The organism is Pigmentibacter ruber, assembly GCF_009792895.1.
GTDB lineage: Bacteria > Bdellovibrionota_B > Oligoflexia > Silvanigrellales > Silvanigrellaceae > Silvanigrella > Silvanigrella rubra.
In genome coordinates this window covers 416,419-438,268 of sequence record NZ_WSSC01000003.1, presented here as the reverse complement: position 1 = coordinate 438,268, position 21,850 = coordinate 416,419, and the positions used below count along the sequence as shown (strand labels likewise).

General features: G+C 30.0%; 21 protein-coding genes and 1 tRNA gene. 12 read left to right on the top strand and 10 right to left on the bottom strand.

Features of this window, described 5'->3' with window-relative positions:
* Positions 1-51: 51 nt before the first annotated feature.
* From GOY08_RS10950 to tilS, 5 genes are all read right to left on the bottom strand, one after another.
* Positions 52-1,227: a MalY/PatB family protein gene (locus tag GOY08_RS10950; protein ID WP_158998947.1), complete on the bottom strand. Its 1,176-nt coding sequence runs from the start codon at positions 1,225-1,227 to the stop codon at positions 52-54.
* On the bottom strand, positions 1,220-2,185 hold the full coding sequence (locus GOY08_RS10945; protein WP_158998946.1) for an HAD family acid phosphatase: 966 nt from the start codon (positions 2,183-2,185) through the stop codon (positions 1,220-1,222). The genes GOY08_RS10950 and GOY08_RS10945 overlap by 8 nt, the downstream gene beginning before the upstream one ends.
* 10 nt (positions 2,186-2,195) lie before the next feature.
* Positions 2,196-3,053, bottom strand: coding sequence for a dihydropteroate synthase (gene folP, locus GOY08_RS10940; protein ID WP_158998945.1), 858 nt, complete (start codon positions 3,051-3,053; stop codon positions 2,196-2,198).
* 91 nt (positions 3,054-3,144) lie between these two features.
* Positions 3,145-5,100 carry an ATP-dependent zinc metalloprotease FtsH gene (gene ftsH, locus GOY08_RS10935; RefSeq protein ID WP_158998944.1) on the bottom strand — a complete coding sequence of 652 codons (1,956 nt, stop codon included), beginning with the start codon at positions 5,098-5,100 and terminating at the stop codon, positions 3,145-3,147.
* A 143-nt stretch (positions 5,101-5,243) separates the two neighbouring features.
* Complete coding sequence (gene tilS / locus GOY08_RS10930; protein WP_158998943.1) at positions 5,244-6,296, bottom strand: tRNA lysidine(34) synthetase TilS; 1,053 nt, start codon at positions 6,294-6,296, stop codon at positions 5,244-5,246.
* A gap of 223 nt (positions 6,297-6,519) precedes the next feature.
* Between tilS and GOY08_RS10925 the strand changes: the two genes are divergently transcribed.
* Complete coding sequence (locus GOY08_RS10925) at positions 6,520-7,719, top strand: aminotransferase class I/II-fold pyridoxal phosphate-dependent enzyme (protein ID WP_158998942.1); 1,200 nt, start codon at positions 6,520-6,522, stop codon at positions 7,717-7,719.
* Here the strand turns inward: GOY08_RS10925 and GOY08_RS10920 are convergent.
* Positions 7,709-8,614 carry a shikimate dehydrogenase family protein gene (locus GOY08_RS10920; protein ID WP_158998941.1) on the bottom strand — a complete coding sequence of 302 codons (906 nt, stop codon included), beginning with the start codon at positions 8,612-8,614 and terminating at the stop codon, positions 7,709-7,711. The two genes, GOY08_RS10925 and GOY08_RS10920, sit on opposite strands and share 11 nt — an antisense overlap.
* A 145-nt stretch (positions 8,615-8,759) precedes the next feature.
* Between GOY08_RS10920 and GOY08_RS10915 the strand changes: the two genes are divergently transcribed.
* Entirely contained in the window at positions 8,760-9,200 is a 441-nt protein-coding gene (locus GOY08_RS10915) for a hypothetical protein (protein ID WP_158998940.1), read from the top strand.
* A gap of 99 nt (positions 9,201-9,299) precedes the next feature.
* On the opposite strand, the gene GOY08_RS10910 is transcribed toward GOY08_RS10915, so the two are convergent.
* Positions 9,300-9,515 carry a hypothetical protein gene (locus tag GOY08_RS10910; RefSeq protein WP_158998939.1) on the bottom strand — a complete coding sequence of 72 codons (216 nt, stop codon included), beginning with the start codon at positions 9,513-9,515 and terminating at the stop codon, positions 9,300-9,302.
* Positions 9,516-10,002: 487 nt separating this feature from the next.
* On the opposite strand from GOY08_RS10910, the gene GOY08_RS10905 reads away from it, so the two are divergent.
* Both GOY08_RS10905 and GOY08_RS10900 read left to right on the top strand, forming a co-directional pair.
* Positions 10,003-10,647, top strand: coding sequence for a hypothetical protein (locus GOY08_RS10905; protein WP_158998938.1), 645 nt, complete (start codon positions 10,003-10,005; stop codon positions 10,645-10,647).
* A gap of 101 nt (positions 10,648-10,748) precedes the next feature.
* Positions 10,749-11,198 (top strand): hypothetical protein, encoded by a 450-nt coding sequence (locus GOY08_RS10900; RefSeq protein WP_158998937.1) that lies wholly within the window; start codon positions 10,749-10,751, stop codon positions 11,196-11,198.
* On the opposite strand, the gene smpB is transcribed toward GOY08_RS10900, so the two are convergent.
* Positions 11,195-11,638 (bottom strand): SsrA-binding protein SmpB, encoded by a 444-nt coding sequence (gene smpB, locus GOY08_RS10895; protein ID WP_158998936.1) that lies wholly within the window; start codon positions 11,636-11,638, stop codon positions 11,195-11,197. The genes GOY08_RS10900 and smpB overlap by 4 nt on opposite strands.
* Positions 11,639-11,750: 112 nt before the next feature.
* Between smpB and GOY08_RS10890 the strand changes: the two genes are divergently transcribed.
* The 7 genes from GOY08_RS10890 to GOY08_RS10860 all read left to right on the top strand — a co-directional run bounded on the left by GOY08_RS10890 (position 11,751) and on the right by GOY08_RS10860 (position 20,347).
* Positions 11,751-12,614, top strand: coding sequence for a prepilin peptidase (locus GOY08_RS10890; RefSeq protein WP_158998935.1), 864 nt, complete (start codon positions 11,751-11,753; stop codon positions 12,612-12,614).
* Positions 12,615-12,616: 2 nt separating this feature from the next.
* Positions 12,617-14,629 carry an ATP-dependent helicase gene (locus GOY08_RS10885; protein ID WP_158998934.1) on the top strand — a complete coding sequence of 671 codons (2,013 nt, stop codon included), beginning with the start codon at positions 12,617-12,619 and terminating at the stop codon, positions 14,627-14,629.
* 25 nt (positions 14,630-14,654) lie between these two features.
* Positions 14,655-16,271 (top strand): hypothetical protein, encoded by a 1,617-nt coding sequence (locus tag GOY08_RS10880; RefSeq protein WP_158998933.1) that lies wholly within the window; start codon positions 14,655-14,657, stop codon positions 16,269-16,271.
* Between the two features lie 18 nt (positions 16,272-16,289).
* Positions 16,290-17,144, top strand: coding sequence for an MBL fold metallo-hydrolase (locus tag GOY08_RS10875; protein ID WP_158998932.1), 855 nt, complete (start codon positions 16,290-16,292; stop codon positions 17,142-17,144).
* Positions 17,141-17,989: a 16S rRNA (cytidine(1402)-2'-O)-methyltransferase gene (gene rsmI, locus GOY08_RS10870; protein WP_158998931.1), complete on the top strand. Its 849-nt coding sequence runs from the start codon at positions 17,141-17,143 to the stop codon at positions 17,987-17,989. Before GOY08_RS10875 ends, rsmI begins: the two co-directional genes overlap by 4 nt.
* A 75-nt stretch (positions 17,990-18,064) precedes the next feature.
* Positions 18,065-19,162: a hypothetical protein gene (locus tag GOY08_RS10865; RefSeq protein WP_158998930.1), complete on the top strand. Its 1,098-nt coding sequence runs from the start codon at positions 18,065-18,067 to the stop codon at positions 19,160-19,162.
* A 225-nt stretch (positions 19,163-19,387) separates the two neighbouring features.
* Positions 19,388-20,347: an acyl-CoA desaturase gene (locus GOY08_RS10860; protein WP_158998929.1), complete on the top strand. Its 960-nt coding sequence runs from the start codon at positions 19,388-19,390 to the stop codon at positions 20,345-20,347.
* Between the two features lie 4 nt (positions 20,348-20,351).
* Here GOY08_RS10860 and GOY08_RS10855 read toward each other — a convergent pair whose 3' ends face one another.
* The gene (locus tag GOY08_RS10855; protein ID WP_158998928.1) at positions 20,352-20,843 is read right to left on the bottom strand and encodes a hypothetical protein; all 492 of its coding nucleotides are present in this window, start codon (positions 20,841-20,843) and stop codon (positions 20,352-20,354) included.
* Between the two features lie 259 nt (positions 20,844-21,102).
* Here GOY08_RS10855 and GOY08_RS10850 point away from each other — a divergent pair, with 259 nt between their 5' ends.
* On the top strand, positions 21,103-21,339 hold the full coding sequence (locus GOY08_RS10850; RefSeq protein ID WP_158998927.1) for a hypothetical protein: 237 nt from the start codon (positions 21,103-21,105) through the stop codon (positions 21,337-21,339).
* A 338-nt stretch (positions 21,340-21,677) separates the two neighbouring features.
* Here GOY08_RS10850 and GOY08_RS10845 read toward each other — a convergent pair.
* Positions 21,678-21,754 (bottom strand) — tRNA-Arg (locus GOY08_RS10845).
* Positions 21,755-21,850 lie beyond the last annotated feature (96 nt).

Genomic DNA, 21,850 nt, shown 5'->3' with positions numbered 1-21,850 from the left:
TCTTATAATATTTTTTATCAAACTTTTAACAATAAATAAAATTTATTAAATTCATTTAAAAACCATTTCAATTTTTTCTAGTGCCCTATTTAATTGATTTAAAGGACACGCAAAATTTAAGCGCATAAATCCTTCTCCACCTTTTCCAAAACGGGTCCCAGGATCTAAAGCAACATTTGCATTTTCATAAATAAGCTTTTTTAATTCAATATCTTTTAAGTTCAAGCTCTTAAAAGATATCCAAGCTAAATAAGTTCCATCTGGAGAAACATGTTGAATAAATTTATTGTTTTTATTTGCCCAATTAAAAACAACCTCTCTATTTATTAACAAATATTCCATTAAAGAATTATACCATTTTTCTCCATATTTGTAAGCTGCCTCAAAAGATAATACAGAGAATGCTGATGGTAAAAACAAATGAAATCTGTCTAAAGCTTTGTCTAAAATTTTTTTATAATTATTATTTTCTACAATTATTACGGAACTAGAAATACTTGGCAAATTAAAAGTTTTTGCAGGAGATGTACATGTCAAAGTTAATTCAGCTATATCTTTACCTAAGCTTGCAAAAGGAACATGTTTCTTTGGCTTATAAACAATATCGCTATGAATTTCATCTGATACTACAATAATATTATATTTTTTACATAATTCAGCTACTTTTAGTAGCTCATGTTTTTCCCAAACTTTACCAATAGGATTATGTGGATTACAGAATAACAATATTTTAGGTGCATTCTTTTTACATAAATCTTCAAAATTATCAAAATCAAAAGAATAATTACCTTGTTCATTTAACTTTAATTCGTTTATTAATAATTTTCTATTATTGTTTCTTACAACCTCCATAAAAGGAGGATATATTGGAGTTTGAACAATGACTCCATCATTTTCATTTGTTAAAGAGAATATAATTATACTTAATGAAGTCACAACAGAAGGAGAATATAAACAATTATTACTTAAAACTTTCCAATTATGTCTCCTATGTAACCATTCAGCCATACATTCAAAATGCGAGCCAGAATATATTGTATAGCCAAAAAAAGGATGCTTTGCTCTTTTCTCTATTTCTTCTAAAATTTCAGGAGCACACTTAAAATCCATATCAGCAATATGCATTGGAATTAAATTTTCGTTTCCTAAAAATTTTTTTCTCCCATCCCATTTAAAACAATTACTACCAATTCTGTTAAACTCTTCATCAAAATTATAGTTATTCATTTTTTTTACACTTTTCAAATTGAGAAATACGATAGATTGGAATTTCTAATAATGGAGTAGGTCTTCCTGAATGTTGAGAATCGACAATAACATTAATTGCATTTTTTGCTTCTAAAGCCATGTATGCTAAATTTAGGTATTCGTTTTCAAAATTTCCACAAATATCAAATTCTTTTCCTAAAATCCTTATTTGTTCTGCTTTAAATAGTTGATCATCTTCAAAAGGATTTAATTTTAATATTAAATTTTCTTCTAATAATGGAAAATCAAATTTTTTTAACTGTTCTATAGTACCATGGCGCATTGAGTGCCAATATCTACCTGTCAAATAAAATATTTCTAAACCATTATTCTTTAAATATTTAACAAATTCGCATGAATTTTCAATAGTTTGATCATATTTTACTAAACTAATTCCATCAAAAAATTTCTTTTTCCAAACCCTTTCAATTGAAGAAAAGACTGCCATTATTTGTTGATTACGTAAATCAAAACCTGAATTTTCAAATAAATGCGATAAACTATATCCAATATGATCATAATTTATTTTCCTTATTTTTTGTAGAATACTTTTGTCAAAATGCACTGCTGCATCAGACTCCAGCCATTCTTTTATAATTCCGATTGTTCTGTAACCGACATCAAATAATGTCCCATCTAAATCAAATACACAAATAGGTTTTTTTTTGGTTTTTTTAGCTTTTTTAATTATTAAATTCGCCACTTCATCAGATAAAGTATCTCTTATATCCCAAGTTTTAGGCTCTGAGCGATAAATCCTACTTCTTGGATGTGGATGAGGTAAGCCAATAGAAACTTGCTCACTAAAAAACTTATCGATTGCTTCTTTAATAGAAGTACATGCTCTTTCAAGAACAGGATGGTGTAAGGAATCAGTTTCTTTTTTAATAACTTCTATTTCATTAATAATAATATGCCATAATTCATTTGCATCCATATTAGTTACCTTATTTATAAATCAATTCTGAAGGCATTACATGTGATCGGATTATTTTAACGCCATTAGCAATGCATTTAAATTCATATTCTTTAGAAATATAATCTCTTTTAATAGGTATATCTAATTCCTTATACAACTGCCCAATAAACCATTTTCTTGATAATCCAATTAGAATATGTTTATTTAAAGCTGACAATTTTTTAATAAATTTAGGAGACAGTAATTCTAAATTGTGTTCGACTGTTTTACCAAATCCAATACCAGGATCTATGATAATTTCTTTCACTCCACATCTTTCAGCATAAATCATTCTCTCTTGCAAAAATAAAATGACTTCTTCTGTACAATCTGTATATATTGGTGCATCTTGCATATTATCAGGTTTTCCTTGCATATGCATAATAACATACCCTAAATTAAAAGAAGCAGCAATTTCTGCGTTACTTATATTCTTTGTTTCATTATTATTTGAATTTAACCTTTTGATTCTTCCTGAGAATTGGTCATTAATGATATCAATTAAATTTTCTTTTGCCAATGCATAAGTCACTTCCGGGTTAAAACTATCAAGACTGATTAACACATCATCTGGTATTTTATCTTTTAAGGATAATATTACTGGATAAAGTCTATCTAATTCTTCACTAATAGAGATTTCTTCTGCATAAGGTCTTGTAGAAACAGCTCCGATATCCAAAATTTTTGCGCCATGTTTTATTAGTTGCATTGCTCTTGTATATGCAGATTCAGCTTTTAAATAAGCTCCACCATCACTAAAACTATCAGGAGTAATATTTAAAATTCCCATCCATAAATGCTTATTTTCAGAACACAATTTTCTAAATTTTTCATCACTATTTATCATTTTTATTTACTCATTTAAAATTACTAAATAAAAAACCTCACTATTTTTTAACGAGAAAAAAAAGTGAGGTCAAAAGGAAAATAAAATTAAATTATGCAGGTGTTGGAGTAGTATTTAACGAATTAATTCCAGCAGCATTTTCTTGCTTAGAATTATCACCTTCAAGACTACCACTTAAAGATTTCTTAGCCTGCATTTCTTTGATTTCTTCTGCTGTGGCAGAATTCCCAACAACAGCAAGGAACTCTTCTCCATCTAAAGTTTCTACTTCAAGTAAAATATTTGAAACTCTCTCAAAAACGTCCATATGATCAACCAAAATCTGCTTTGCAAGCTCATATTGAGTATTGATAATCTTAGATACTTCCATGTCTATTTCGTGTGCCAGTGTTTCTGAGTAATTCCTAGCTTCACCCCAATCACGTCCTAAAAACGGATTTTCACTTTTTTGGCCAAAATTTATAGGTCCTAAGCGGCTCATACCAAATTGACAAACCATGCGTCTTGCTAAATCAGTGGCTTGTTGAATGTCGTTTGAGGCACCCGTAGTAAATTGTGAAAATTTAATTTCTTCAGCGGCTCTGCCACCCATTGCAAAAGCAATTTTAGTCAGAAGATCTTCTTTGGAATAACCATAGATGTCTTCTTTTGGTAAATAAGCAGTAACCCCAAGCGCCTGTCCACGAGGAATGACGGTAATTTTATGCACATTTTCTCTGGATTTTAAATAATAAGCTACTAATGCATGCCCTGCTTCATGGAAAGCAGTTACTTTAATTGTTTCCTTAGGAAGAACTGCGCTTCTTCTTTCTGGACCCATTAAAATTTTATCTTTTGCAGATTCAAAATCTTTTTCTGTAACTCGCTTCATACCGTTGCGAGCAGCCATTAGAGCAGCTTCATTACATAAATTTTCCAAGTCAGCCCCAGAAAAACCAGGAGTACCAAGAGCAATACGCTCAACATTAATATCTTCAGTATGCTTAATTTTCTTCATATGCACGCCAAGAATTTCTTTGCGGCCTCTCACATCTGGCAATCCAACCATTACGCGGCGATCGAAACGTCCAGGTCTTAATAAAGCTGGATCTAGTACATCGGGACGGTTAGTAGCGGCTATGACGATGACTGCATCGTTTGCTTCAAATCCATCCATCTCTACAAGTAATTGGTTTAGTGTTTGCTCACGCTCATCATGCCCACCACCAACTCCTGCTCCACGATGTCTTCCTACAGCGTCAATTTCGTCAATAAAAATGATACAAGGGGAATTCTTTTTAGCATTTTCAAATAAATCACGAACTCGCGATGCACCAACTCCAACAAACATTTCTACAAAATCAGAACCAGATATTGTAAAAAAAGGAACCCCAGCTTCTCCAGCTATCGCTCTCGCTAAAAGGGTCTTACCTGTACCGGGAGCACCCATCATAAGCACTCCTTTTGGAATTCTAGCCCCAATTTCTTGAAATTTTTTATGATCTTTCAAAAAGGCAACTATTTCTGTACATTCTTGTTTTACTTCTTCAATACCTGCAACATCTTTAAATGTAACCTTATTAGCACCGTCAGTTTGCAATTTTGCTCTGCTTTTCCCAAATGACATGGCTTTTCCACCAGCACCTTGCATATTTCGCAAAAAGAGAAGCATGAAAATAACGATAATAATCAAAGGTAACCACATGGAAACAAAGTTTAACCAAGCGCTTCCTTCATCAGGTTTTTCATAATTTATTGGAATCTTTTTAGAATCCAAATCTTTCCGTAATTGAGCTCTCACTCCATCATCGGCAGGGGCATATGTTGTCACCACTGAATTATCTTTTAATTTGGCAGTTATTTCATCGCCACGTAAGTTATCAGAGCGTATACTGATACTCAAAATACTTTGAGGATCTCCTGCTGGTTTCTCAATGTAGCTAAGAAATTGAGGATATGTTTTCTGAACTTCTTCGTGAGGTTTGTACAAAAATTTAAAAGTCAGTACAAATAAAACTATAATAGCTGCCCACACTAAGGCAGCTTTCACCCAGGAATCTTTACCCATTCGAGCTCCTTAACTATCACTTTATTTAGCCTCACCTAATGAGTTAGAGGTTCATAAATTATTTATGCTTCTAAACAGGCGAACTCTACACCCTATCATACACTTTGCAACGTTACATCGGTAAGTCAAGGCACATTCATAATTCATTTCATGAAATTTTTTTGCATAACTTCTATGTCAATGTTATTATTAATCTTATTTAACTGGACAATCCAGCCCTGTGCCAAGTTAATATCCTTTTGCAAAAAATTACTTTTTTTAAAAATTTTTATTTCATGTAGTAAATTCATGGCTGCATTTCGAGTTAGCACTCTTTTAAGTTCCTTATTTTTTTCAATTAAATACATGTAAATTTCATTAACAGAAAATGCATCTAAATGCCACTTCTTTTCAATTGAATTGGTTAAATTTTTTTCTTTTTGCATAGCTAACACATTAGCGACATCATTTGACAAGGAAACAAATGCTTTTTCGTAAGAATGATTTAAATTACTCAAATGAGGTATTATATTATGTCTAATATAATTTCTATCATATTTGTCTGACTCATTAGAACTATCTAGTCTATATTTTATTTTTTCTTCATTACAATATTTTTGAAGTAGTGAAAAACTTATCTCAGCAAAAGGTCTAAAATAAATTTCGTCCTCATCAAACTCTTTTATTCCTATTAAACCATCAAGTGAACAACCTCTAATTAAATGCATTAAAATTGTCTCAACATGATCGCGGGCATGATGTGCTGTTAAAATAAAATATTTTTTACAATTTAGCTGTTTACTTAATTCTTCAGATAATTCAATAGCCTTTTTTTTCCGCCAATTTCTAGCAACTTGCTGGAAATTTTTCCCAGTTAAATTTATTTTGTAATCATTAAAATTCTCAACGTAAACAGAAATTCCATTTTTTAAGCAAAAATTAACAACAAATTGCGAATCTAAATCAGATTCTATTCCTCTCATTTGATGGTTAAAATGTTGAACAATAATAATAAATTTATTATTAGGTTTAAAATGTTTGGAATGTGCAATTTTAATTAAAGAATTTAATAAACACATGCTATCCATACCACCAGAAACTTGCACATTTAAAAGAATATTTATTTGCTCATTTAAAACATATTTTTTATCAATAATATGTATTTTTTCTAGGAAAAGATATTCAAAATTATTTAAAGATTTAACAGTAAAAGTCATTTTATCATCTCCAAAAAAATAAACACTAAGAATTTCAACTTCCAATGTTGATTTTTTTATTTTACTAGCTTTTAATAAACCTCTGGTTATTAACCTAGTATTTCTCAAACTTACAATAGTCTAATGTATTTAGCTATTTAAAGTGTTGTTACCGTATATCTAATCTAGAAAATGATTCCGGCTTCATTTTCAGTAACAGAAATCTTTTTCTAAAGGTATTGCAATGCAAATTTCTAATAAAATTGCTCAAAGATGGAACTCTATAGGTAAAAGTATTTTTTCTGAAATGACCTCACTTGCTAAATTACATAATGCAATAAATTTAGGTCAAGGTTTTCCAGATTTTTACGGTCCTATTCGAATAATTGAATCTATCTCCAAACAAGTATTAACTTGTCATAACCAGTATTCACCATCCCACGGTGAGCCTCAACTCAGAACTGAAGTTTCATTCTTTGTAGAAAAAACTACAGGTGTTATATATGATCCTGAGACAGAAATTACCATAACAAATGGCGCAACTGAGGCTATTTTTTGTGCCATAAATGCATTTGTAAATCCAGGAGATAAAGTTTTAGTTTTTGAACCCGCTTTTGATTCATATTATCAGGCTATTGCCAACGCTGGTGGGCAAGCAGTCCCGGTTAAATTACATGCACCTGATACTCCAGTAGGAGTGAGGGGAGGGGGTTGGACCGTAGACTGGTCTGAATTTGATGCTGCTTGCGCAGGAGGTATTCAACTTGCAATTTTTAATTCTCCTCATAATCCAACTGGAAAGGTATTTTCAGAAGATGAACTTGATAGAATAGCCACAAAGCTTTTAAAGAAAAATGCAATTATTCTCTGTGATGAAGTTTACGAAAATCTTGTTTTTGAACCTTATACCCACACATCATTATGTTCAATTCCTAAAATTCAACATTTAGTTGTTAGAATTAGCTCAGCAGCAAAAACTTTTGGCTTTACAAGTTTAAAAATTGGTTGGGTTTGTGCACCTCAAAATTTGACAGAAGCGATTCGAATTGTCCATCAAGCTACAGTATTTTGCAGCAGTGCTTTTATCCAATTAGCTATTGCAGATGTTATGTCAGATCATAAATGGTTGTATACCTATTTAAAGGAACAAAAAGAACAATACTTTATTAAAAGAAATTTTTTAAAATCAATTTTAGAAAGAGCCGGGTACATAGTCAGCAATACGCAAGGAACTTTTTTTATTACAGCAAATTACGCCAATCTAGCTGGAGACATATCAGATTTAACCTATGCAAAACAATTGATGGAAACAAACCGAATTGCTACAATTCCATTATCATCTTTTTACAAACAACCTCCAAAAAGCTTGCCATGGATAAGATTTGCTTTTTGTAAAAAAGAAGAGACTTTACGAGCTGTCGCTGACTTATTTCTCAATCCTTAACTTTAATTCCAGTCCATAAATAAAAACTTTCCTTTGCCTGTGTAACAAGCATTAATTCACCATTGATAGAATTTATTCCTAATTTCTTAGCTAGACTTACAGCCTTAGTATCTTTATAAATTAAATCAAAGTAACTAATATTTTTACTCTTTGCTGTTAATAAAATATTATTGGCATATGTATTTTCATCTAAGTAACTTCCATGTAAATTATCTTTATTTTCTGCCCCTAAAGGAAGAGTATTAATTAAGATTACTTTTTCATCTACAGTATAAGTAGAAAATTCCTTTGAAATATATTGATTTAATTTATCTAAACTATTCACAGTTAATTTATTTTGTTTCTCTATAAATGGAAAATTACTAATTGTTTTATCTGGATTTCTTGTAAATATATTAATATATCTACATAAATTATTTGTTATACATTCATAAATAACACTTACAGCAGATCCTCCACCACCTAATAGTATTACTTTAAAAGGTTTATTTTCTTTATTTAAATACTGAATAGATTCTCTTATTCCTAAAACATCAGTATTTTCTAGTGTCCATTTACCCTTTGAATTTAAATATAAAGTATTAGCAGAAGATACATTTTCCACTATTTCTGATCTAATCAAATTTTTATCTTCTAAAATTAAATTTTTATAAGGTAAGGTAATATTTGCCCCTATAAAATTTTGGGTATTTATTAAGCTCTTTACTAATGAAAGAAGTGTTTTTCCTTCAATTACTTCTAATGGCAAATATACTGCATTTTGATAATGTTCTAAAAACCATTTTGAATGCATTTCTGGAGAGAGCGAATGTTTAATGTTTGCACCGAACAAAAAACAAAACTTTGTTTCTCCGTTTGGAATAAAAGAATGTTGGTCAAAAATGATTTTTTCCATATAAGCCTTTATAATTATTAAAATATTACATACTAGTTTGACTAAATTTTTAGACACAATTGCCAAATTTATGTTAGGTGCACAATGAGTCTTCTAAAATAAACTCAAGGTATTTTTACAGATGTCGATATAAAAGTGAAGCGCAATGTATACGCGTCGTGAAGATGCCTTTTGCGTTAGAACGCGTCGAGATGACGCTATGTGGCATGTAATTACATCATCACCAATGATGAGAGAGGAAAACTTTATGGTGGTACGCAGAAGAAAAAAAGCCAGTACAGCAAAAAAAGTAACCACTGGCAAAAAACGTAGAAAATCTACGAAATCAAAAGTAACTAGAAAAAAACGTAAAAAAGTTACTAAAACTGCTGGTAGAAAAACTAGAGCTAAGCGCTCAACTAAAAAAGCTACGGGCACAAAAAAAAGAAAGACTAAACGTAAAACGTCTGCAAAAAGACGTAAAACTAAAGCCTCTTCTACAACTAAAAAAACCCGTAGAAAACGCACTAAAAAATCTGCAAAAAGAACAGCTAGAAAAGTTGTTGCTAAAAAAAGTGCAGATAAACATCTCAAAAAAGCAGGATAACCTAAAAGTTTATCCTGCTCCTCGAATTAACAGATTTAGTCTGTCCTACCAAAATGGGAGCCTGCCAAAATCAGGCTCCTTCTTTTATACCTATATTCTTTAAGTCTCTGCTTGACTTCTTTCATTACGACTTTTTAAGTCATCAGTAAGCTTATTCAATATCTCTGACGAAATAGCTACTATGTCTTTATCAGCAAGACCATATGCTCGTAAATCCTTAAAAATATTTTCCGCAATGACCTTCGTCATATTTGCTGACGAATTATAATTTGGTGATTGGCTTATATTTTTAATGGTATTCAAAAGTGTGTGCATTTAGATCACTCCAAAAAAGATTTGAATATACTTCTTTTCACATTTTTTTTATTCAGGTGAAAAGAAATAATAGAAACATTTTTCCACCAGCAAAAATCATGCCAAAGCATTCTTGTTTTAAGATTCGCGCTTTTGCTCGACTAGCTAGGATGCATGCTTACTATTACTGTGTCATTTATGACCCACTCTTAGAAAAAATGTAGCAAATGAGAGACTTCTTATTATTAAGACAATAAGTCATCATTATTTTTAGGTTAGCCAAAAAAATGTTATTCCTAGATGTCCATAAAAAAGTTCTTTTATAATAAAGTAAAATCTCAATTCAAGAAGATTTTAAAGTCAACCCTCTACACAAAAATTTCAGGAAGCCAAAAAATTGTCTTGACCATTGCGAGCTAAAGTCGCATGTATTTGTTGCTGAAAGTTTTTTGAGCTTGTTGTTTGCTGTATTGTAATTACTAAGATGAAAAGCCATCAAGGAGAAGCTATGGATATGCACGAACTGATTAGGCAAATGGAACGAGCTGAAAGAGTGTGGCCAGATGAAAGGCCTTGGGCGATTCAAGTGCTTGCTAGTTATCTACATGTACAACCACCTGAATTACTAAGTTTATTTCGTCAAATAAACCCAACTTTGGAAACAGAACGCGACCAAGTTCTTCCTGAAGATCTGCGCCTCTTGAAAGCTTATTGTGAACGAATTATTGAAAGAAACTCTCAAGAGAGTTTAGAAGACAAAAGAAGAGAACAAGTAAGGGCCAGAAAAACAATTCAAACCTTGTCACCAAAAATTGCTGAGATGATAGCAGCAAGAGATCATGTAAGAGCATTAAATTCTTACATTTATTTACTTGGCGAAAGTGGCGAATACGCTTTGCCAGAAGAAAAAGCTCAGTGGTATGAAGAAATGGGTCGCTTATGCTTGAAAGTAAAACGCCATCCAAATGAAGCCGCTAGATATTTTCGTTCTGCAGTAAATGCTTTAAGTCTTCTGGAAGACGCTGACGGTATTCAAGATCTTCTTGAAACTTACGACGAAGAGTTTCAAGGCGATGAAGCTCGTCGCTCTTGGGATTCAGTGATGACCACTGGGAAAGAATCTCTTTCAAAGTTAACATGTAGTGTTAGTTAACCATTAAAATGGATGTAAATAGACCTTTAGTCACATTACTAAAGGTCTAATTTATCCAAACATATAGATTTCAAAATTTTGCTCATTATAAAGGCATAGCTATGAAACGATTATTTACTCTCACTGGTTTATGTTTTTCAACCGCACTGTTATTCTCTAGTTGTTCATCTACATCTAAAACTTATGTTTTGCCCAATGAAGAAGATTATCAGGGCTATGAAATTATTGACGCTGTTGATAAAGACACGGTTTCATTAAAAGTAGATCAAGATGACAAAATTGCAGTCGTCATTCGAGATATTAGCACCACTTCATATAATTATTTAGAGCCAAGATATATGAACTCAATGGTAAAATTTGAAGGAAAAAGCAATTGTTGTAAACCTACAAGCATTACAATGGGAGCAAGCGGAAATTTAGTTTATAAGTTTTCATTTATAGGCAAAGGAAAAACAACCATAAAAATTATAGCAAGACACAAAGGAAAACTGATTACTGCAAACAGTTTTGAAGATGACAAAGAATTTTCTATAAATTTAGAAGTAGATTAACGCCTTAAAGCTCTTTGAGCTTCTCGTTTTGCATCTTTATCTTTTTCAGTGTCACGTTTATCATGATTTGCCTTACCTTTAGCAAGGCCTAGTTCTAATTTAACTCTATTATTATCATCAAAATATAATTCCAGAGGAATTAGAGTATATCCTTTTTGGCGAGTTGCAGTATCAAGTTTTTCTATTTCTTTTCGCTTTAAAAGAAGACGTCTATCTCGCCGCTCAGCGTGATTAAGATAACTGGCATTTTTGAGGGTCGGAATATAAGTATTCACCAGCCAAGCTTGTCCTTCTCGAATCATAGCATAACCTTCAACAACACTTCCGTGTCCACCTCGTAAGACTTTTACTTCACTTCCTTTTAGACTCAGGCCAGCTTCATACTTTTCTTCAATGTAATAGTCATGCCATGCTTTTCGATTTTTTGAGATTGATTTCATATTCTTCTCGTGTTCAATTCATTAAGATAGTTTACTGCAAATAAGATTGAGTTTCTAAACTATCGAATAAGAATAGTTGATAGATATTTATAATTTTGTCAAGGAAAAATACATGCCTATAGATTTAAGTACACTAAATATAATTTTCGGGATTTTTGTATTCTTGTTTGGAATATCAATTGGCAGTTTTTTAAATGTCGTTGCTTATCGAATACCTTTAAATATTTCTATTGTTAGACCAAGAAGTTTTTGTCCAAATTGTAAAAAAACTGTACCTAATTATGCATTAATTCCTGTTATAGGTTACATCTTAACCCATGCAAAATGTAATAAATGTAATTATAAAATTCCAATAACTTATCCTATTGTTGAACTTTTAACAGGAATATTAACACTTTTTATATTTTTTAGATTTTTAACTCCTATAAATGTTTTAGAAGCATTCCCAGCATTTCTTACTGTCGAAACATTCCAGTATGGAAAATTTCATTTTAATAATTTTGTTCCTTTTTTTGTTTCTTTATGGATATTATATACAGGAATTCCTTTATCTATTATCGATTTAAAGTATAGAATTTTACCTAACAAAATAATATATCCTGGAATTATTATAGGATTCTTAATAAGCTGTTTTAATCACAACTTAGGTTGGTCAGGAAGTTTAATTGGAATAATAACTGGTTCAGGTGGACTTTTTTTTATTGCTAAAATTTACGAGCTTCTTAGAGGTAAACAAGGAATAGGAATGGGGGATGTTAAATATCTTGGTTTTATAGGTGCCGTTTTAGGATGGAAAGGTGTAGTTTTTACTTTATTTTATGCAAGTATTATTGGTGCAATAATTGGTATTTTATGGGGAATTATTTCTAAAAAAGGATTAGCAACTGCAATTCCATTTGGACCATTTTTAGCCTCAGCAGCATTAGCAATAAGTACTTATGGTGATGAAATACTTGCTTTTATATTCAAAAATTAATTATGCAAAATATAATAAATTCATTAAATAAAGAACAAAAAGATGCAGTCACAAACATTCAGGGTGCTTGCTTAGTTCTTGCTGGGGCAGGAACCGGAAAAACAAAAGTTATAACCTCAAGGATAGCTTGGATGATTCATTCAGGTATTAAGCCTGAAAAAATTGTTGCGGTAAGTTTTACCAATAAAGCCGCCAAAGAAATGCGTGATAGACTTGGACTTTTAGTAGGAGAAAAATGTGCAAAAAAAGTTGAATTATCAACTTTCCATTCATTTGCCTTAAAAATTTTGAGACAATTTCATTCTGAATTTAATTTGCAAAAAAATTTCTCAATTTGTGATGAAAATGAAAGTGCAAATTTAATTAAAGATTCTATAAAAGAATTTAATTTAGAAGAAATAATTTCTTATGAAAATGCTGCGCAAAAAATTTCTGAATATAAAGATAAACTTTTTAGTGACGAAGAATTTAAAAGACAAAACAATGTATTTGATAGTAAGATTTTTTGCAAATTATTTAATTCATATAACAGGAGATTAAGACTTTATAATTTAATAGATTTTGATGACATAGTTTATCTAACAGTTCTTGGTTTAAGAAATAATGCCGATTTACTAAATGAAATTCAAGAAAAATTTACCTATTTAATGGTTGATGAGTATCAAGATACGAGCTATTCGCAATTTCAACTTATTTGTATGTTGTCAGAAAAAAATCAAAATATTTGTGTTGTGGGTGATGATGATCAAAGTATTTATTCTTGGAGAGGGGCAAGGCCCTCAATAATAGCAGATTTTCTAAAAAAATATCCAGCAGCTAGAAAGATTACTTTAGAACAAAATTATCGATGCTCTCCTAATATTTTAAATGCAGCAAATAGCGTTATTCGTGAAAATACTGAACGTCTTGGAAAAGAACTTTGGAGTGAACAACCTAATTTACATCCAATCATTATACATGCATGTGAAAATGAAAGAGATGAAGCCTTATTTGTTTCTGATTCAATTTTAGATCTTAAAAAAAATATATTAAATTTTACTTTTGAAAATATAGCTGTACTTGTTCGCTCAAATAGCCAAACTTTATCAATTGAACAAGTTTTTATCGAAAAAGATATTCCATATGTCGTTCATGGAGGAGCTCAATTTTTTGATAGAAAAGAAGTAAAAGATGTTCTTTCATATTTAAAATTAGCCTATAATATAAATGATTTGAATAGTTTATTTAGAATAATGAATCTTCCTTCTAGAGGTGTTGGAATAGGAACTTTAGAGAAAATTAAAGCTTCTTTTCTCCAAGAAAAAAAACTGAATAGTAATTGCAGTTTAATAGAAATTTTACAAAAGTTTTCTTTTGAAAATAAAGGAATAAAAGATTTTCTTAGCAAATGGAAAATTTATGGCTTTCATTTAAATTCAGCAAAAAATAAAATTGAAATTTCCCAAAAATTAAAAGATTGCTTTGAACATATGGGTTTAAAAAACGAAATATTGTTAACATCAAATAATATGCAAACAGCTCAATTTAGAATAAATGTTGTAGAAAGGGTTTTTCAAGTTATAGAAAAACTAGATTTAGAAGATGAAAGTATTTCAGCAGTTGTTGATGCTTTGCATCTAGATAAAGCAAGATATGATGTTGCTAAAGAAAATAAAAATAAGGTACAAATAATGACCATCCATTCATCCAAAGGCTTAGAATTTCCTAATGTATTTCTAATTGGTGTTGAAGATGGTATCTTGCCTCATGAAAAAAGTATGAATCTTGAATCGGGAATTCAAGAAGAAAGGCGTCTTTTTTATGTTGCTATTACAAGAGCTAAGTTTAGACTTTTTATCTCTTATTGTGGGTTTCGCAAAAAAGGGAAAGCTGCTGGGAAGGATGTTGAGCCCAAACCATCACGTTTTCTTTCAGCTATTCCAAAGCAACTTGTTATTAAAGAAAAAACGGATCCAAACTCTGAAGAATCAAAGAGAATGGATGCTGCTAGAAAGTTATTTGAACTTTTTCGATAATCTTTATAATGAAAATTAATACTTTATGAAACAGAAATTTAATTATTTAAAATACTTATTATATCTTATGATCCTACTATTAATATCTATTTTTGCTATTTGTAGTTACTTTTTTATAAATATGAAAGCAGAAACTCCAGCTTTATCAGATATTGCACAAAAAGTGGGACAACCTACATTTGCATTTGCTTTTAATTATACCACAGAAACAGATAAACAACTTTATTTATTTTCAAAAAATATTGGATTAGAAAATAATCCAAGAACTCAGCAAAATACTCCTCCAATAGGAGAAATAGGTGCGAAGGGATTTTTTGTATTTAATCTTTTTCCAACAAATAGTGATAAAGCTATTATTGCTCTAGATAATATTTTAAATGACTTTCTAACATCCTCTGAAGCAATTGATGACAATGAATTTTTCGATCCAGAGCCCATTGGCAATGAAATAAAAGACTCATTTAATGCTGAAGATCAAAAAAATATAATAGCAAATAATGATGAACTTGTTTCTGAAATTGAAGACAATCCTTTTTCAAAACCCCTGACACATTTAATTGAGGAATTATGGAATGGAAATACTTTACAAATTGGAGGTGTAACTCAACTCCAATTATCTTTAAAAGATTCATTTATAATTTCATTAGATCCACTAATTAAAAAAATAGTTAACCTCTCTTCTGATACTCTAAAAAATATTATCATAAATAATATTCCAATTTCAATCCAAAATTTTTTAAGTAACCATGCTATTGAATTATCTTCTGAGTCATTAGACTACGATGAATCAACAAAAATAAGCCACTCACAACTTATTTTTTCAATAAGTGATCCATTGGAATTTTTAAATTCAATTTGTTCACAAAAAAATAACCCTTGGGATTTTTGTGGACGTTTTAATTTTCAAAGAAATACATTTAGAAAAAATTTAGAAGGCTTTTTAGCTTTACTCAGCGATGATTTTAAAATTAAGCTAGACATTTATTGGACAATTGTTGGACATTCAATAGTATATTCAAATCAAAAGCAATTTATCATTGATAGTTTGAATCCTAGCAAAAAATCTGATAGCAAAAATATATTAACTTCAGTTTCTTCCTCAGGAGCTGATTTTCTTTTACCAACTGACAGTTCAAAAAAATATTCAAGTATTTCTATTCTTGCTGATATGATACAATCACAAAATAAATTACTTGATATTATAGCGCGAGTAAGAAAAAAATCGAGTGTTTTATCTGACTATTTTTCTTCACCTAACGGAGAAATTAATTTTAGAATGATTGAAAAATCAATTAATAATATTACGTCTTACTCAGAAAGCGCTTCCTTAACATTAGATACTGATGGCGATAAACTGATTCCTAAAATAAGACTTTATTCACCAATTGGAGATTTATTTACTAAACAAGGTAAAGAATTAAATCCTGAAGTTCTTAATACAATAAAAATATTTATTACCAAAACAATTTCATTTGGAAACTTTTTATTACCAAGAGGACTTGTACCATTACCTGGACCATATCTCAGCAGAAATGGAAAATGGGTTATAATTCAATCAGAAATTCCTGTTAAATCAATAGCTCCATATTTAGAGAGTATTGACCCTTATATAAATAGCTCTGAAGATTCAACCAAACTTTAATTAAAAATTGGAGAGGCAATGCAAATTTCTACTTTAATTGGGAACTCACAAATGCTTGATGGTGGAGCCATGTTTGGAAATGCGCCAAAACCAATGTGGGAACATTGGATAAAACCTGACGAGTTAAATAGAATTCCTTTAGCTTGTAATTCTTTATTAATAAAAAACTGGAATAATAAAAATATTTTACTAGAAGCAGGAGTTGGAGCTTTTTTTGATCCTAAACTGAAAGAAAGATATGGTGTAGTTGAAAAACATCATGTTTTATTAGAAAGCCTTAAAAAAGAAAATTTATCGCATGAAGATATTCATTATGTCATTCTATCACATTTACATTTTGATCATGCTGGAGGAATATTAAGTGCATTTGATGATGGTGAACTAAGACTTCTTTTCCCTAATGCAATATTTTTTGTAGGAAAAGAGCAGTGGGAACGTGCACAAAATCCACATTCAAGAGACCGTGCTTCTTATATTCCCCATTTGAATAATTTACTACTAAATTCTGGTAGACTTAAATTCGTTGAGCAAAACAAAAAAACAGAGCTTGATCCTTTCATCACATTTCGATTTTCTAATGGTCATACTCCAGGATTAATGCTTGCCCAAATTAATTTAAATGATGGTCCTTTAATTTTTGCCAGTGATTTAATTCCAGGTTTTGCCTGGATGCATATTCCAATTTCTATGGGATATGATCGATATCCAGAATTAGTTATTGATGAAAAAAGAACTTTATTAGAAGAAGTTTTACCGCTAAATGCTAAAATATTTTTTACTCATGATATTCAGCATTCTATTGGGAAAGTTTTGAAAGATAATAAAGGTAAGTTTTATGCCGAACCATATGAATATCCAAAAGGACAAGAATGAATTCAGGAACACTTTATATTGTTGCAACCCCAATTGGTACTTTAAATGATTTTTCTCCAAGAGCAAAAGAGGTGCTATCACAAGTTGATTTTATAGCATGTGAAGATACTAGGCATACTGGAAAATTGTTACATTATTTTCAAATAAAAACTCCATTAGAAAGTTTACATGCTCATAATGAAAAAAATAAGATTAATTTTTTGATAAGTAAACTTTTAAATTCTGAAAATAAAATGGCTGCAATAGTTACAGATGCTGGCACGCCATGCATTTCAGATCCTGGTTCATTATTAATTGCAGAAGCGCATAAAAATAATATAACAATTCAATCTATTCCTGGTCCTAGCAGTTTAACAGCTGCTCTCGCAGCATGTGGCTTTATCCAACCAAGAACAATTTTTTCTGGTTTTTTAGATCGCTCAATTAAAAATCAATCTCAAGAGTTTGAATTATGGAAACATTCAGCCCCATGTATTGCAGTTATATTTGAAAGTCCAAAAAGAATTTTAAATACTCTAAATAATCTATTAAATTATTTTAAAAATGACGACATTTATCTTTGTGTTTCTAAAGAAATTTCAAAAAAATTTGAAGAACATAAAATAGGAAATTGTAAAGAGATAATTGAATATTACTCTAATTTAAATGAAATTCAAGGTGAATTTGTTGTGTGTATTAATATTAATAAATTGAATAAAGAAGCGCTTGATTTAGACGCAATTGCTTCAGAAGCTATTTTTCACTCTAAAAGTAAAAATTTATCTTTGAAACAAGGATGTAAAGAAATATCATTAAAATATAACATTAATAGTAAAGATATTTATAATAAAGCTTTAAAATTATAAAAAAACTTGACAATTTTTGCAAAAAATTTAAAGTGAATCCGTTCGTACTAAAAATTAAAACTTGTAGGAATTAAAGTGAAATTAATAATTTTCTCAATTTTTTTTGTTTTTCATAATTTAAATCTTTTTGCTATAGACATAAATCTAAGATATTCTATTATTGATACAGGAGTAATTAGTTGTTTTCCTTCAAATACAAAAACTAAAATTTATGAAAAAAGTAAAATTGAAATTGTAGCAGCTTCATGTGAGCCATCAGCTATAGCTTATAATAATAATTCACTATTCTTTGCTAATGATAAAAGTATTAATGGAAAACAAATATCATCCATATTTTCGTTAGAATACAAAAATGGAAATTTCACTGATAAAAATAGTATTAATTTCATTACTCATCCAAATATTTTTCTAGTCAAAAAGTTTGAAGACTTCGCACAAACTATAGATAATAAGTACATTTTAGCCACTACAAGTTTTGATCGCAATGATGAAAGTCTCGAACACAATTCTATCCTCTATTGGAATGCAAATAATTCTAATATAGTAGATTTTTTACAAGTTAAAAGCGGAAATAAGTATTCAAGGAAAATTAGAAATTATTTGGAAAAAGTAATTAAAAAACCGTATTTTAAAATTGAAGGTCTTGTGGTTATACCAAATAATAAATTAATTTTTGGAATTAGAGAAGAAGGAGAATCTTACAAAAAATTTGATTATGTTGTTAATTTAATATCAGTTTCAATTGAAGAAGAAAAAAATTCAAGATTATTTATTAAAGATGATTTTAAATTAATATATTCTTTTAAAAATACTAAAAGATATGTGAATGAAGATATTGGAATTTCCTCATTAGCTTGGGATACTTTTCACAATTCTATTTTAATTCTTACAAGTTTTGAAGAACAAGAAAAAGTTGGAGCATATTTATGGAATCTTCCTCTTGAATATATAGAAAAAAATATTGATCCTGTAATTTTGCTTTCAAAAGAAAATCAGCCATTAAAATTTTTACACAAAGCAGAAGGAATAACTTTTGTAGCAAAAGATAAATTATTTGTCATTCATGATGATGACAGAAGAATCATACCCGCAAATATTAAAGGAAATATCTATTTGCGAAAACCTCATGAAGCAATCTACGACATTGTTTCAATTGAAAAGTTCGTAAAGTAGTTGTCTTGTAAGTATCAATTTTTATTGATACTTTTATATAAATAATTTCATATACTTCAACTAAAAACAGAAACTTATAAGCAAAATCGTATTAAATTACTTATTATAAATCATTATTTTCAATTACTTACATTCTTTACATTTCTTTTACGTTAGTCGTATTCACAGTACGATAAGATCCTAAGTATAAGAGATTTGAATTTTACTTAAGACCTTGGGGTTATTATGAAATTAAGAGAATCTGCAAAAATTGTTAAATTCAACTGGCGAAATTTTATTTGGATTTCAGCAGTACATTTTATAGCTCTAAGCTTATGCTGGTATTTTTTTACATGGCAAGCTTTTGCTGTTTTCCTTGTTTTCCATTATTTAACAGGAATGGTGGGTATCACTTTCGGATTCCACAGACTAATAGCCCATAAAGGATTTCAAGCTTACAAACCACTTGAATACTTTGCTGCGTTTTGTGGAACTCTTTCCTGCCAAGGTGGTCCAATTTCTTGGGTGGGACAACACCGCGTACATCACGCTTATTCTGATAAAGCTGAAGATCCGCATGATATGAATAAAGGTTTCTGGCATTCGCATATTGGATTTATTTTTAACCGTAGAGCAGATTTAAATGACATAGTTGAAGTTTCACACTACTGTCCTGACGTTGCCAAAAATAAATATTATCAATTTCTTGAAAATTATATGATTCCAATTCAGTTTGCAGTAGGAATCTTGCTATTTATTTTAGGTGGATTTCTTAGTACTTATTCTTCTGCTATGTTTGACTGGTTTAATGCTGTGTCTTTCATAGTCTGGGGAATCTTTGTCCGTCTTGTTGCTGGCTATCATGTTACTTGGTTTGTAAATTCTGCAACCCACAAGTGGGGTTCTAGACCAAATAACACGAACGATGCCTCAAGAAATAACTGGTGGGTTGGAATTCTAGCCTTTGGAGAAGGTTGGCATAATAATCACCACGCACAACCAAGAGCTGCTAGACATGGATGGAGATGGTGGCAGTTTGACCAAACTTGGATTATGATTTCTCTTTTAAATAAATTAAAACTGGTGCAAAATATAAAATTACCTGTTCAGGCAAGTGATTGCCAAATTGAAATTGCAAAGAACCGCTCTCTAGAGTCTGAAAATTTAATTAAAGTAAATAAAATTCAGCAAAATAAAGCGGTATAGTGCATTATTGATTGTGAGTTATTGTAAAAATATTTGCATTTCCTAGCACTTTTTGTTCGACTTGATAGTAACCAGTGATATCCATAGTGCCTAAAGGAAATGTTGGATAATATTTATCTACATAATCCATTTTAAAAACATCAGATTGATCTACATTCATCCCAAATTCTTCATCACCACTACTAGCAGTAAATTTTAAATGCATTTTAAATTTTGCATTAGAAACCATAGCGTTCATATCTTCATTGCGCTTCAAATAATTTGAACCACCAATAGTAACTCCACCAAAATTGTAGTCTGGCCTTGCCCCACCATTCCAATGGTTTGGATCCTCAATTGTTGTATGGATAAAAACTTTATAACCTGTTTGATTATTTACTTGTAAAACGGTTCTGAAGGCATCTGAGAAAGGAACAACAAACTTACTTCTGCTAATTTCAACCATTTCAGTAGCATTTGGAGCAACAACATGGACTTGTGGAGGCAGATCGAACATAAATACTCCTATTTTTTAAAAAATGAAAAGGCTATTGGAGTCTACAGAAGCTAAAGATAACAATAAAGTGTCAAATTTTTGATGATAATTTTATTTTTTTTCATTATATTATAAAATAATCCATTTTTAAATATTTTATAAGTAATTTTAAATTCAATAAAAATGTTTTAGATAAGATATCTTTTCAAAACTCTGGAACTTACGAAAATTAAAAGGTATTGGTTCCATATTGATGGATAATGTTTACGAGGTGCTTTTTATGACTGATCCAAAACTAAATCTAAATACAATTCAAAATAAATTAAAGACATGTTCTGATGGATTTGACCGTTATCACCATATGATTACTCCTAAGGCTGAGTATTCAAGCTTTGGTTGGTTTTTAGTCACATTTGGTATAACAGCCAAACCAAAAAAAATTAAGTATTTTTGTCGAAAATGTAATGAAATATTTGATGAAAGCACTGAACCAGAAGATCTAGAAAAGAATACTTAAATCAATCTAGTAATATGGGATATTATATGTATTATAAATAGATTTTATTTTATTTTTCTAATTTAATTAGAATTTTATTTAATATATAAAAGAAATATAAATAAAAAAAGAGTGATTTAACATTTAAATTTAAAAGTTTCATCAAATTTAATCCCTTTTAATTTAATATAATTAAAGCTAGAGGCAGAAATATAATAAATTTAATAATATATTTTGGCTAGAATTTACTTTTTTTAAACAAATTATAACTGAAATATAATTTTAATTTCAAGGTCTTTATTAAAACTTAAATGAAATGAACCCTTAAGAGTTACAAGAAAGGCATAAAATCTAAAAAATGGCGTCACCAGCAGGACTCTAACCTGCGACCCCTTCTTTAGGAAAGAAGTGCTCTATACAACTGAGCTATGGCGACCTACCTAATATTTCTTACAAAAAAAACGGAAAACGTCAAGGAGTAATATGTCAAACCAAATCAATCTATAGCCATGATATGATAACGTTTTTTAAA

Excerpts from the sequence above, each read along its gene's own strand:
- GOY08_RS10910 (WP_158998939.1), bottom strand. The coding sequence starts at position 9,515 with ATGCACACACTTTTGAATACCATTAAAAATATAAGCCAATCACCAAAT.
- GOY08_RS10920 (WP_158998941.1), bottom strand. The coding sequence starts at position 8,614 with ATGGAAAAAATCATTTTTGACCAACATTCTTTTATTCCAAACGGAGAA.
- GOY08_RS10945 (WP_158998946.1), bottom strand. The coding sequence starts at position 2,185 with ATGGATGCAAATGAATTATGGCATATTATTATTAATGAAATAGAAGTT.
- GOY08_RS10855 (WP_158998928.1), bottom strand. The coding sequence starts at position 20,843 with ATGTTCGATCTGCCTCCACAAGTCCATGTTGTTGCTCCAAATGCTACT.
- GOY08_RS10880 (WP_158998933.1), top strand. The coding sequence starts at position 14,655 with ATGAAACAGAAATTTAATTATTTAAAATACTTATTATATCTTATGATC.
- GOY08_RS10885 (WP_158998934.1), top strand. The coding sequence starts at position 12,617 with ATGCAAAATATAATAAATTCATTAAATAAAGAACAAAAAGATGCAGTC.
- ftsH (WP_158998944.1), bottom strand. The coding sequence starts at position 5,100 with ATGGGTAAAGATTCCTGGGTGAAAGCTGCCTTAGTGTGGGCAGCTATT.
- GOY08_RS10850 (WP_158998927.1), top strand. The coding sequence starts at position 21,103 with ATGACTGATCCAAAACTAAATCTAAATACAATTCAAAATAAATTAAAG.
- GOY08_RS10905 (WP_158998938.1), top strand. The coding sequence starts at position 10,003 with ATGGATATGCACGAACTGATTAGGCAAATGGAACGAGCTGAAAGAGTG.
- smpB (WP_158998936.1), bottom strand. The coding sequence starts at position 11,638 with ATGAAATCAATCTCAAAAAATCGAAAAGCATGGCATGACTATTACATT.
- folP (WP_158998945.1), bottom strand. The coding sequence starts at position 3,053 with ATGATAAATAGTGATGAAAAATTTAGAAAATTGTGTTCTGAAAATAAG.
- GOY08_RS10900 (WP_158998937.1), top strand. The coding sequence starts at position 10,749 with ATGAAACGATTATTTACTCTCACTGGTTTATGTTTTTCAACCGCACTG.
- GOY08_RS10915 (WP_158998940.1), top strand. The coding sequence starts at position 8,760 with ATGTATACGCGTCGTGAAGATGCCTTTTGCGTTAGAACGCGTCGAGAT.
- GOY08_RS10890 (WP_158998935.1), top strand. The coding sequence starts at position 11,751 with ATGCCTATAGATTTAAGTACACTAAATATAATTTTCGGGATTTTTGTA.
- GOY08_RS10875 (WP_158998932.1), top strand. The coding sequence starts at position 16,290 with ATGCAAATTTCTACTTTAATTGGGAACTCACAAATGCTTGATGGTGGA.
- GOY08_RS10925 (WP_158998942.1), top strand. The coding sequence starts at position 6,520 with ATGCAAATTTCTAATAAAATTGCTCAAAGATGGAACTCTATAGGTAAA.
- GOY08_RS10950 (WP_158998947.1), bottom strand. The coding sequence starts at position 1,227 with ATGAATAACTATAATTTTGATGAAGAGTTTAACAGAATTGGTAGTAAT.
- rsmI (WP_158998931.1), top strand. The coding sequence starts at position 17,141 with ATGAATTCAGGAACACTTTATATTGTTGCAACCCCAATTGGTACTTTA.
- GOY08_RS10860 (WP_158998929.1), top strand. The coding sequence starts at position 19,388 with ATGAAATTAAGAGAATCTGCAAAAATTGTTAAATTCAACTGGCGAAAT.
- tilS (WP_158998943.1), bottom strand. The coding sequence starts at position 6,296 with ATGACTTTTACTGTTAAATCTTTAAATAATTTTGAATATCTTTTCCTA.